The organism is Pseudomonas sp. LBUM1661 (assembly GCF_059695925.1).
The window spans coordinates 4583663-4595967 of sequence record NZ_CP166794.1 but is presented as its reverse complement, the minus strand read 5'-3'; the positions used below and the strand labels follow the sequence as shown (position 1 = coordinate 4595967).

9 protein-coding genes are annotated in these 12305 nt (G+C 60.7%); 7 read left to right on the top strand and 2 right to left on the bottom strand.

The features are described from left to right. The first annotated feature begins 1 nt into the window (after position 1). From ACA057_RS21105 to ACA057_RS21090, 4 genes are read left to right on the top strand one after another with little or no spacing between them, the layout of a single operon-like run. On the top strand, positions 2 to 868 hold the full coding sequence (locus ACA057_RS21105; RefSeq protein WP_401359355.1) for a carbohydrate ABC transporter permease: 867 nt from the start codon (positions 2 to 4) through the stop codon (positions 866 to 868). 8 nt (positions 869 to 876) lie between these two features. Beyond that, the gene (locus tag ACA057_RS21100) at positions 877 to 1677 is read left to right on the top strand and encodes a carbohydrate ABC transporter permease (RefSeq protein ID WP_017339615.1); all 801 of its coding nucleotides are present in this window, start codon (positions 877 to 879) and stop codon (positions 1675 to 1677) included. A 10-nt stretch (positions 1678 to 1687) separates the two neighbouring features. Then, complete coding sequence (locus ACA057_RS21095) at positions 1688 to 1960, top strand: DUF2160 domain-containing protein (protein ID WP_059406591.1); 273 nt, start codon at positions 1688 to 1690, stop codon at positions 1958 to 1960. A gap of 46 nt (positions 1961 to 2006) precedes the next feature. Then, positions 2007 to 3749, top strand: coding sequence for an ABC transporter substrate-binding protein (locus ACA057_RS21090; RefSeq protein WP_497342008.1), 1743 nt, complete (start codon positions 2007 to 2009; stop codon positions 3747 to 3749). 185 nt (positions 3750 to 3934) lie between these two features. On the opposite strand, the gene ACA057_RS21085 is transcribed toward ACA057_RS21090, so the two are convergent. Both ACA057_RS21085 and ACA057_RS21080 read right to left on the bottom strand, forming a co-directional pair. Next, positions 3935 to 5344: a heavy metal sensor histidine kinase gene (locus ACA057_RS21085; protein WP_497342006.1), complete on the bottom strand. Its 1410-nt coding sequence runs from the start codon at positions 5342 to 5344 to the stop codon at positions 3935 to 3937. Beyond that, positions 5341 to 6015 (bottom strand): heavy metal response regulator transcription factor, encoded by a 675-nt coding sequence (locus ACA057_RS21080; RefSeq protein ID WP_497342004.1) that lies wholly within the window; start codon positions 6013 to 6015, stop codon positions 5341 to 5343. The genes ACA057_RS21085 and ACA057_RS21080 overlap by 4 nt, the downstream gene beginning before the upstream one ends. 464 nt (positions 6016 to 6479) lie before the next feature. Here ACA057_RS21080 and ACA057_RS21075 point away from each other — a divergent pair, with 464 nt between their 5' ends. The 3 genes from ACA057_RS21075 (at position 6480) to ACA057_RS21065 (ending at position 12217) form a co-directional block, all read left to right on the top strand. Next, positions 6480 to 7751: a TolC family protein gene (locus ACA057_RS21075; RefSeq protein WP_497342002.1), complete on the top strand. Its 1272-nt coding sequence runs from the start codon at positions 6480 to 6482 to the stop codon at positions 7749 to 7751. A gap of 49 nt (positions 7752 to 7800) precedes the next feature. Beyond that, a complete protein-coding gene (locus ACA057_RS21070) occupies positions 7801 to 9000 on the top strand; it encodes an efflux RND transporter periplasmic adaptor subunit (protein ID WP_497342000.1) in 1200 nt (399 codons plus the stop codon). A 64-nt stretch (positions 9001 to 9064) separates the two neighbouring features. Then, entirely contained in the window at positions 9065 to 12217 is a 3153-nt protein-coding gene (locus tag ACA057_RS21065) for a CusA/CzcA family heavy metal efflux RND transporter (RefSeq protein WP_497341998.1), read from the top strand. The last annotated feature ends 88 nt before the right edge of the window (positions 12218 to 12305 follow it).

The following is a 12305-nucleotide window of genomic DNA, read 5'->3' as shown; positions in this document are numbered from 1 at the left end:
CATGAACAAGGTGCAGAACAACAAGGCGTGGTGGTTGGTGTTGCCGGTGTTTTTGCTGGTGGCGTTCAGTGCGGTGATCCCGATGATGACGGTGGTCAACTACTCGGTGCAGGACATCTTCGACCAGTCCAGCCGCTACTTCGTCGGCGCCGACTGGTACAAACAGGTGCTGCTCGATCCACGGCTGCATGACTCGCTGCTGCGGCAATTCATCTACTCCGGCTGCGTGTTGCTGATCGAAATTCCGTTGGGCATCGCCATCGCCCTGACCATGCCGACCAAGGGCCGCTGGTCCTCGCTGGTGCTGATCATTCTGGCGATTCCGCTGCTGATCCCGTGGAACGTGGTGGGCACGATCTGGCAGATCTTCGGGCGGGCCGACATCGGTCTGCTCGGTTCGACCCTCAACGCCATGGGCATCAGCTACAACTATGCGGCGAACACCATGGACGCCTGGGTCACGGTGCTGGTGATGGATGTCTGGCACTGGACTTCATTGGTGGCGTTGTTGTGCTTCTCCGGTCTGCGCGCAATTCCGGACGTGTACTACCAGGCGGCGCGGATTGATCGGGCCTCGGCCTGGGCCGTTTTCCGACACATCCAGTTGCCCAAGCTCAAGAGCGTGCTGTTGATCGCGGTGATGCTGCGGTTCATGGACAGTTTCATGATCTACACCGAACCGTTCGTCCTCACCGGCGGCGGGCCGGGCAATGCCACGACCTTCTTGAGCCAGACCCTGACGCAAATGGCGATCGGGCAGTTTGACCTGGGTCCGGCGGCGGCTTTTTCGCTGGTGTACTTCCTGATCATCCTGTTGGTGTCCTGGCTGTTCTACACCGCCATGACTCACTCTGACGCCAACCGCTGAGGTCTGCCATGAGTAAAAGAAAGCTCATTCCGCTGCTGATCTACATCCTGTTCCTGCTGGTGCCGATCTATTGGCTGCTGAACATGTCCTTCAAGAGCAACACTGAAATCCTCAGTGGCCTGACCCTGTTTCCGCAGGATTTCACCTTCGCCAACTACAAGGTGATCTTCACCGATCCGGCCTGGTACACCGGTTACCTCAACTCGCTGTATTACGTGAGTTTGAACACGGTGATCTCGCTGAGCGTGGCGTTGCCGGCGGCGTATGCGTTCTCGCGCTACCGTTTTCTCGGCGACAAGCACCTGTTCTTCTGGCTGCTGACCAATCGCATGGCACCGCCGGCGGTGTTCCTGTTGCCGTTCTTCCAGTTGTATTCCTCGATCGGGTTGTTCGATACCCACATCGCCGTGGCGTTGGCGCATTGCCTGTTCAACGTGCCGCTGGCGGTGTGGATCCTCGAGGGCTTCATGTCCGGCGTGCCCAAGGAGATCGACGAAACCGCCTACATCGACGGCTACAGTTTTCCCAAGTTCTTCGTGAAGATTTTCGTCCCGTTGATTGGCTCCGGCATCGGTGTCACGGCGTTTTTCTGCTTCATGTTTTCCTGGGTCGAACTGCTGCTGGCGCGCACGCTGACCTCGGTGAACGCCAAGCCGATCGCGGCGGTGATGACCCGTACGGTCTCGGCGTCGGGCATTGACTGGGGCGTGCTGGCGGCGGCGGGGGTGTTGACCATCCTGCCGGGCATGCTGGTGATCTGGTTTGTTCGCAACCACGTGGCCAAGGGCTTTGCCCTGGGCCGGGTCTGAGGAGCTGATAATGGAATGGATGAGTTGGACCGGCCCGACGGCGGCGTTCTTCAGTGTCATTGCCTTGATCCTGGTGGGCATGACGACTTGGGAATTGCGTTCGCCGAGCATTCTTCGACGTGGTTTGTTGCCGATTGCCACCACCCGTGGCGATCGGCTGTTTATCGGTCTTCTCGGCAGCGCCTACCTGCATTTGCTGGTAATCGGCGTCACCGACTGGAGCATCTGGGTAGCGTCCGCGTTGTCCCTGGTGTGGCTGTTGGCTGTGATGCGTTGGGGCTAGTCGAATCGCTCGGCGATGTTGCTCCGAAACCCTAAAAGGAGGTCTTATGTTCGACAAAAATAATAAGCTGCGACATAGCATTTCATTGGCAGCCATGCTGGCACTCAGCGGTTTGAGCGCGTCTGCGTGGGCCGATGCCTACGAAGACGCGGCGAAAAAGTGGATCGGCAGTGAGTTCAAACCGTCCACCCTGACGGCCGATCAGCAGCTCGAGGAATTGAAGTGGTTCATCAAGGCCGCCGAGCCGTTTCGCGGAATGAGCATCAAGGTGGTCTCGGAAACCATCGCGACCCACGAATATGAATCCAAAGTGCTGGCCAAGGCCTTCACCGAGATCACCGGCATCAAACTGACCCACGACCTGCTGCAGGAAGGCGACGTGGTGGAAAAACTGCAGACCCAGATGCAGTCGGACAAGAACATCTATGACGGCTGGGTCAACGACTCGGACCTGATCGGTACGCACTTTCGTTACGGCAAGACCGAATCGATCACCGACCTGATGGCCAACGAAGGCAAGGCCTACACGTCGCCGACCCTCGATATCAAAGATTTCATCGGCATTTCCTTCACCACCGCACCGGACGGCAAGATCTATCAACTGCCCGACCAACAGTTCGCCAACCTTTACTGGTTCCGCGCCGACTGGTTCGAACGAGCGGACCTGAAAGCCAAGTTCAAGGAAAAGTACGGTTATGAGCTGGGCGTCCCCGTGAACTGGTCGGCCTATGAAGACATCGCCAAGTTCTTCAGCGAAGACGTCAAGGAAATCGACGGCAAGCGCGTCTACGGTCACATGGACTATGGCAAGAAAGATCCGTCCCTCGGCTGGCGCTTTACCGATGCCTGGTTCTCCATGGCTGGCGCGGGCGACAAGGGTATTCCCAACGGCTTGCCGGTGGACGAGTGGGGCATCCGTGTCGAGGATTGCCATCCGGTCGGTTCCAGCGTGACCCGTGGTGGCGACACCAACGGCCCGGCGGCGGTCTATGCAACCACCAAGTACGTGGACTGGATGAAAAAATACGCGCCACCGGAAGCGGCGGGCATGACGTTCTCCGAATCCGGGCCGGTGCCGTCCCAGGGCAACATCGCCCAGCAGATTTTCTGGTACACCGCATTTACCGCTGACATGACCAAACCGGGCCTGCCGGTGATGAATGCCGACGGCACGCCGAAATGGCGCATGGCGCCGTCGCCGCGTGGCCCGTATTGGGAGGAGGGCATGAAGCTTGGGTATCAGGACGTGGGTTCGTGGACGTTCATGAAATCCACACCTGAGAAACAGAAACTGGCGGCCTGGCTCTATGCGCAGTTTGTGACGTCGAAAACCGTATCGCTGAAGAAAACCATCGTCGGCCTGACGCCGATTCGCGAGTCGGACATCAACTCGCAAGCGATGACTGACCTTGCACCGAAGCTCGGTGGTTTGGTGGAGTTCTACCGCAGCCCGGCCCGCGTGCAATGGACCCCGACCGGGACCAACGTGCCGGACTATCCGCGTTTGGCGCAACTGTGGTGGAGCCACATCGCCGAAGCCGCCAGCGGCGAGAAAACCCCGCAACAGGCGTTGGATGGCCTGGCCAAGGATCAGGACGCGATCATGACCCGTCTGGAACGTTCGAAGGCGCAAGCCACCTGCGCACCGAAAATGAACCCCGAGCGCGACGCGCAGTACTGGTTGGACCAACCGGGTGCACCGAAGCCGAAATTGGCGAACGAGAAGCCTAAGGGTGAAACCGTGAGCTATGCCGAACTGCTGAAATCGTGGGAGGCGGCGCGTAAGTAAAAGTCTGTAATGTGAAACGCGAACGGCACCGTAAGGTGCCGTTTTCTTTGGCGCCTGATCCATTGCAATCGCGAGCAAGCTCGCTCCCACAGGTTTCAGTGGTGTTTGCAAACCCGATCACTGTGGGAGCCGGGCTTGCCCGCGAGGGGGCCGACCCGGACATTGGAGGTCTGGAGCCTGACACCTCAGTGCGCCACCCCCTCAACCGCAGGAAATCCCAACCTGAACACCGTCATCGCCCCCGGCAAGCTCTTCACCTCGGCCACCCCCTGATGCAGGCTCATGATCGACCGCACAATCGCCAACCCCAGCCCGGTGCTGCCCTGTGAACGCGAGCGGCTGCTGTCGACCCGGTAGAACCGATCAAACAGGTGCGGCAGATGCTGTGCCTCAATCCCCGCGCCAGGGTTGCTGACCAGCAACGAAACCTGGGTCGCGCCCCGCTCAATCAGCAGTGTCACGGTTTTCCCGACCGGGCAGTGGCGCAGCGCGTTGGACAGCAAATTCGATATCGCCCGTTGAATCATCAACCGGTCACCCATCACCCGCGCACTGCCGACCACGTTCAGATGGATCTGCTTGTCCTGCGCCGACAGGGAAAACATCTCGGCGACTTTCCAGGCTTCTTCTTCCAGGGCAACCGACTCGAACGGCGCGAGCGCCGACGGGTGACTGACCTGTGCCAGAAACAGCATGTCCGAGACAATCCGCGCCACGCGCTCCAGCTCTTCAGTGCAGCAAACCAGCACATCCTTGTACTCATCCACGCTGCGTTCGCGGGACAACGTCACCTGTGCCTTGCCCACCAAATTGTTGATCGGCGTACGCAGCTCATGCGCCAAATCATCAGAGAACTGCGACAGCTGCTGCACACCGGCGTCGAGGCGGTGCAGCATGAAGTTGATGCCCTGCGCCAGTTCGCTCAGCTCCTGGGGCATGTTCACCACCGAAAGCCGATGATCCAGATCCTGGGTCGAGACCATCGCCGCCACTTTGCGAAATTCGCGCATCGGCGCCAGACCGCGCTGGACCGCGCCCCAGGCACTCAGTCCGATAAAGATCAGCAACAACGGCAAGGCAATCAGGGTCGAGCGCAGGTAGGCGCTGAGCAAGGCCTCATCGTGGGCGTTGTCCATCGACAACAGCACCGGGACGCGGGTGCCGTCCTTGAGGCTGATCAGCCTGGACGTCGTGAGGAATTTCGCCCCCTTGGCGTCAGTGCTGGTGGTGTAGGCCAACTCGTCGCTGACTGCCCGCACCGCCTTCAATTCAAGTCGCGGATCGGCCATGCCGGTGCCGGATTTGAACAGTGGTGTGCGCAGGTTGCTGTGGTCGTAAATCGTTAGCGTGAGGTTGTCATGCCCCATGACCTGATCAAGCAGGATGTGCGGTTTCGTGCTGATTTCGCCGGTGTCGGTGTACAGCGACAGGCTGTGTTCAACCTGCTCCATCTTCTTTCCCAGACTGTCCCTGGATAACGCGTTCAGCTCATGGGTCAGGGCGAAATACGCCAGGATCGCCAGGAACACCACCAGCAGCGCGCCGAGAATACTGACCGTCAGCCCCAGCCGCATTGACAGGCTGGCCGGCTTCATTCCCGCGACTCCAGCACGTAGCCGACACCGCGCAGGGTGTGGATCAACTTGTTGTCGAACGGGTCATCGATCTTCGCCCGCAAACGCCTGATCGACACTTCGACCACGTTGGTGTCGCAGTCGAAGTTCATGTCCCACACCAGCGAAATGATCTGGGTACGGGTCAACACTTCGCCGGACTGGCGCATCAACAGATGCAGCAGGGCGAACTCCTTGGTGGTCAGGTCGATGCGATGTTCGCCACGAAACGCACGATGACGGCCAGGGTCGAGTTCCAGGTCGGCGACTTTCAGTACCTGCGGCACCGGGATGTTCTCGCTGCGGCGCATCAAAGTGCGCACCCGTGCCAGCAATTCCGGAAACTCGAACGGCTTGAGCAGATAATCGTCGGCGCCCAGATCGAGGCCACGAATCTTGTCAGCCAGGCGACCGCGCGCGGTGACCATCATCACCCGTGTGGAGTGAGTGCGCCGCAGTTGTTCCAGCACGCCCCAGCCGTCCAGTTCCGGCAGATTCACATCCAGAATGATCAGGTCATAAACCTGTTGTTGCGCCAGATGCAATCCATCGGCGCCATTGGCAGCGTGGTCAACGATATAACCACTTTCCGTCAGTCCCTGATGTAAGTATTCGGCAGCTTTAAGCTCGTCCTCGACGACAAGGATTCGCATGATCAATCACCACTTTCATTGAATGGATATTTAATTAAGGTGGCCGGGAAAGTTGTTGTTTTTGTAAGGGCTTCCGGACGGGTTTGAATAACGACTCACTATTTTCCTACAGCATTTTCTCCGTTTGCAGGCGTGCAAGGTAAAGGCTGTAGTGACTACAGAGTCAACCGAGAACTGGGTGTTGAGGCTTTAAAACCGCAGTCTGCGACAGCCTGTCGCAGCAGGCAGGAACAAAAGTCCATCTGCCTCATGAGAGTTGAATTGAGGCAAGTACTGTTCGGCGGATGACGGCACATCATTTGTTTCTATGTATTGCTAGTTAGGTGTTTGCACTTTGCATGCTAGAGCAAAACAACTTGGCGCAACCGTGGATAACGGATTTGTAATGTTTCAGTCACCTTGTCGATAAGTTCAAAACCCTACCGTGGCGGCATCGAAGATTCTTGATTAAAGGAAGTACTCCATTGCCCGGTTTAAGAGAACTGACGGCGCGGTCACGCCTGAAAAAAACTGCGTGGGTGGTCATGGTCAGCGGCGGTTTGTTGCTGGCCGGCGTGCCTCTTGCGAATGCATCGACCCTGACCCTCGATCAGGCCCTGCAAACCGCATTCGCCGGCAACCCGGATCTGGCAGCGGCGCAATGGGAAGTCGGCATCGCCGAAGGTGACCGCCAGCAGGCGGGTCTGATCCCCAACCCCGAAGTGTCTTGGGAAGCCGAGGACACCCGCCGCGATTCGCGCACCACCACAGTGATGCTCAGCCAGCCGATTGAACTGGGCGGCAAGCGCGGCGCGCGGATCGATGTCGCCAGCCGCGCCCAGGACGCCGCCGGGATCGAACTGGAGCGCAAGCGCAATGCCTTGCGCGCCGATGTGATTCAGGCGTTCACCAGCGCCCAGACTGCGCAGCAACGCTTGCAGTTGTCTCGCCAGTCGCTGCAACTGGCCGAGCACGGTTTGCGCGTGGCGCTGGGGCGGATTGAGGCGGGCAAGTCGTCGCCGGTCGAAGGCACACGGGCGCAAGTGCAACGCTCCGAAGTGCGACTGGAACTGAGCCGCGCCGAACGCGATCAGGCCAACGCCTATCAGCAACTGGCGCAGGTCATGGGCGCACCGTTACCGACTTCGACCACCGTGCAGACGGCCACGCAAAGCATGCCCGCCGTGCCGCCGCCGACCCGCTTGTTGGAGCGCCTGAACGAGACCGCCGAGCTGCGGCTGGCCAAGTTGCAGATCGATCAGCGCGAGGCGTCGTTGGGGCTGGAGAAGGCGCAACGGATTCCCGACCTGACCGTAAGCATCGGCAGTCAGTACAGCGAACTGGAGCGTGAGCGGGTCAACGTGGTCGGGCTGTCGATACCGATTCCGCTGTTCAACCGCAATCAGGGCAACGTGCTGGCAGCAGCGCGCCGTACCGATCAGGCGCGGGATCTGCGCAACGCCACCGAGCTGCGCTTGCGCACCGAAGTCCAGACCACCCTTGAGCAATGGCAGACCGCCAACGGCGAAGTCCAGGCGTTCAACCAGACCATCCTGCCCGCCGCACAAAGTGCAGTGGACAGCGCCATGCGCGGCTTCGAAATGGGCAAGTTCGGTTTCCTCGACGTGCTCGACGCCCAGCGCACCCTGATCAGCGCCCGCACCCAATACATCCAGGCTGTTGCCGAGGCGACGGACGCGCGGGTGCGCATCGAACGCATTTTCGGCGACCTCGGCGCACTCACCGTCAGCCCTTGAATTTCACCTTTCAGATCACTGCGCGATGACATGGCGCAGAGGAGTTTCCATGGATAAAAAACTGATCGTTGTCGCGGTGGCGACGTTGGCGCTGGGCATTGGTATGGGCTCGATGTGGGCGGGGAACGGGTCCATCGATGCCCACGCCGATGAAGCGGCGGAGCATGCGGACCACGCCGAAGAAGGCGCTGCAGCCGACGGCGAACATGCCGAAGGCGAAGAGGGGCATCTGACGTTGAGTGTCGAGCAGATCGCGGCGGCGGGCATTCAACTGGCCGAAGCGCGGGCGCAAAGCATCAGCCTCGGTTTGTCGTTCCCGGGCGAAGTGCGCTTCGACGAAGACCGCACTGCCCACGTCGTACCGCGGGTGCCAGGGGTGGTCGAGTCGGTGTCGGTCAATCTCGGGCAGTGGGTGAAGAAGGGCCAGCTGCTGGCGGTGATCGCCAGTCAGCAGATCTCCGATCAGCGCAGCGAACAGGCTGCGGCGCAACGGCGCTTGGCCTTGGCGCGCACCACCTATGAGCGCGAGAAGCAGTTGTGGCAGGACAAGATTTCCGCCGAGCAGGATGTGTTGCAGGCGCGCCAGGCGCTGGAAGAAGCTGAAATCGCTGTGAACAACGCCCGGCAAAAGATCAGCGTGCTCAGTGGCAGCGTGGTTGCCACCGGCGGCAATCGCTATGAACTGCGCGCGCCGTTCGACGGCATGGTGGTGGAAAAGCACCTGACGCCAGGGGAGGTGGTCGACGAAACCACGGCGGCGTTCACGCTCTCGGACTTGTCGCGAGTGTGGGTGACCTTCGGCGTTTCGCCCAAGGATCTGAACAAGGTGCAAGTGGGCAAAGCAGTCACCGTCAGCGCCCCGGAACTCAATGCGCAAGTCGCCGGCACGGTGGCTTACGTCGGCAGTTTGCTCGGCGAACAGACCCGCACCGCCACCGTTCGCGTCACCTTGGAAAACCCTCAAGGTTCGTGGCGTCCCGGGTTGTTCGTCACCGCACTGGTCGCCACCGACAGCCGTCAGGTCAAAGTGGCGGTGCCGGAAGCTGCGATCCAGACCGTCGAGGACAAACCCACGGTGTTCGTGCGCACCGACGACGGCTTCGAGGCGCGGGCCGTGGAGCTGGGCAGTCGTGCAGCGGGGCAGGTGGAAGTCACGCAGGGGCTGGAGGCCGGTGCGCAAGTCGCTGCGGCCGGCAGCTTCGTTCTCAAATCGGAACTGGGCAAGGCCTCGGCCGAGCACTCTCATTGAAGAAGTCGTTGAAGACTCCCACTAAAGACGCCCATCGATTCGCCCCCTCGACGAGAAGGTTCCCATGTTCGAACGCCTGATCCAGTTTGCCATCGAGCAGCGCATCATCGTGCTGCTCGCCGTTCTGCTCATGGCCGGCCTCGGGATCGCCAGTTATCAAAAACTGCCGATCGACGCCGTGCCCGACATCACCAACGTCCAGGTGCAAATCAACACCGGCGCCGCCGGGTTCTCGCCGCTGGAAACCGAACAGCGCATCACCTTCCCGATTGAAACCGCCATGGCCGGTCTGCCGGCGCTGGAGCAGACCCGTTCGCTGTCGCGTTCGGGGTTGTCGCAGGTCACGGTGATTTTCAAGGACGGCACCGACTTGTTCTTCGCCCGGCAATTGGTCAACGAGCGGTTACAGATCGCCAAGGAGCAATTGCCCGAGGGCACCGAAGCGGTGATGGGGCCGATTTCCACCGGCCTCGGCGAGATCTTCCTTTGGACCGTGGAAGCCAGGGACGGCGCGCTCAAGGACGACGGTAGCGCCTACACGCCGACGGATTTGCGGGTGATTCAGGACTGGATCATCAAGCCGCAACTGCGCAACGTCCCTGGTGTGGCCGAGATCAACACCATCGGCGGCTTTGCCAAGGAATACCAGATCGCCCCCGATCCGAAACGGCTAGCAGCCTACAAGTTGACTCTCACTGACCTGATCACAGCGCTGGAGCGCAACAACGCCAACGTCGGCGCCGGGTACATCGAGCGCAGCGGCGAGCAGTTGCTGATTCGTGCACCGGGGCAAGTGGCGAGCACCGAGGACATCGCCAACATCGTCATGGCCAACGTCGATGGCACGCCGATCCGGGTGAAGAACGTCGCCACCGTGGACATTGGCCGCGAACTGCGCAGCGGCGCGGCCACGGAAAGCGGCCGTGAAGTGGTGCTCGGCACCGTGTTCATGCTGATCGGCGAAAACAGCCGTACCGTGTCCCAGGCCGTCGCCAGCAAACTGGAACAGATCAACCGTTCGCTGCCCAAAGGCGTGATCGCGGTGCCGGTGTACGACCGCACGCACCTGGTGGACAAAGCCATTGCCACGGTGAAAAAGAACCTGATCGAAGGCGCGATTCTGGTGATCGCGATTCTGTTCCTGTTCCTCGGCAACATCCGCGCGGCATTGATTACCGCGATGGTGATTCCGCTGTCGATGCTGTTCACCTTCACCGGCATGTACAGCAACAAGGTCAGCGCCAACCTGATGAGCCTGGGCGCACTCGACTTCGGCATCATCGTCGACGGCGCGGTGGTGATCGTCGAAAACACCCTGCGACGGCTGGCCCATGCGCAGCAGCATCACGGGCGTTTGCTGACCCGCTCCGAGCGTTTCCATGAAGTGTTTGCGGCGGCCAAAGAGGCTCGGCGACCGCTTATTTTCGGCCAGTTGATCATCATGGTCGTGTACCTGCCGATCTTCGCCCTGAGCGGCGTCGAAGGGAAAATGTTCCACCCGATGGCGTTCACCGTGGTCATCGCCTTGATCGGCGCCATGCTGCTGTCGGTGACCTTTGTGCCGGCCGCGATTGCGCTGTTCGTCACTGGCAAGGTCAAGGAAGAAGAGGGCATGGTGATGCGCGGTGCGCGCCGGGTGTATGCGCCGGCGCTGGCGTGGGTGATGAGTCATCGGGCAGTGGCGGTGGGCGGGGCGTTGGGCGTGATTGTGCTCAGCGGCGTGCTGACCAGCCGCATGGGCAGCGAGTTCGTGCCGAGCCTCAGCGAGGGCGATTTTGCCCTGCAAGCCTTGCGCGTGCCGGGCACCAGCCTCACGCAATCGGTGGACATGCAGCAGCGTCTGGAAACCCTGATCCTCGGCAAAGTGCCGGAAGTCGAGCGCGTGTTCGCCCGCACCGGCACCGCAGAAATCGCCTCCGACCCGATGCCGCCGAACATCTCCGACAGCTACGTGATGCTCAAGCCAAAAGAGCAATGGCCGGACCCGGGCAAGTCCCGCGAAACCCTGATGGCGGAACTGCAACAGGCCGCCGCGATGTTGCCGGGCAGCAACTATGAACTGTCGCAGCCGATTCAGTTGCGCTTCAACGAACTGATCTCCGGCGTGCGCAGTGACGTCGCGGTCAAGGTGTTCGGTGATGACATGGACGTGCTCAACGCCACCGCGGCGAAGATTGCCGCCGCCATGCAGAAGGTCAATGGCGCCTCTGAGGTCAAAGTCGAACAAACCACCGGCCTGCCGGTGCTGACCATCAACATCGACCGCGACAAGGCGGCGCGTTACGGGCTCAACGTCGGCGATGTGCAGGACACCATTGCCGTCGCGGTGGGTGGGCGTAAGGCCGGCACATTGTATGAAGGCGACCGGCGTTTCGACATGGTGGTGCGGTTGTCCGATGCCATGCGCAAGGACATCGAAGGTCTGTCGGCGCTGTTGATCCCGGTGCCGGCACCGCTCAATGGCGCGGCTGATCAGATTGGTTTTATTGCCTTGAAGGAAGTCGCCAGCCTTGATCTGGTGCTGGGGCCGAATCAAGTCAGCCGCGAAAACGGCAAGCGCCTGGTGATCGTCAGCGCCAACGTGCGCGGGCGCGATATCGGTTCGTTCGTCGAAGAGGCGGGCGAGGTGATCGAGCGAGATGTGCAGGTGCCTGCGGGTTACTGGACAAGTTGGGGCGGGCAGTTCGAGCAACTGCAATCGGCGGCCAAGCGCCTGCAGATCGTGGTGCCGGTGGCGTTGCTCCTGGTGTTCGGGTTGCTGTTCATGATGTTCAACAACCTCAAGGACGGCTTGCTGGTGTTCACCGGGATTCCGTTTGCGTTGACCGGCGGCGTCATGGCGTTGTGGCTGCGGGACATTCCGCTGTCGATCTCGGCAGGCGTGGGCTTCATCGCGCTGTCGGGGGTAGCGGTGCTCAACGGGCTGGTGATGATCGCGTTCATCCGCAACCTGCGGGAGGAGGGGCATTCGCTGTCTGATGCGATCAACGTTGGCGCGCTGACACGTCTGCGCCCGGTGTTGATGACGGCGCTGGTGGCGTCCCTGGGCTTTATTCCGATGGCGCTGGCGACCGGTACTGGCGCGGAAGTGCAGCGACCGTTGGCGACGGTGGTGATTGGCGGGATCCTGTCCTCGACCATCCTGACGCTGCTGATACTGCCTGCGTTGTATCAAATCGCCCATCGCCGGGACGAAGACCAAATCCCGACCAAATAGGTAATCCCCCTGTGGGAGCTAGCCTGCTAGCGATAGCAATCTGTTCGCCAACATCGATGTTGACTGACCCTCCGCCATCGCTAGCAGG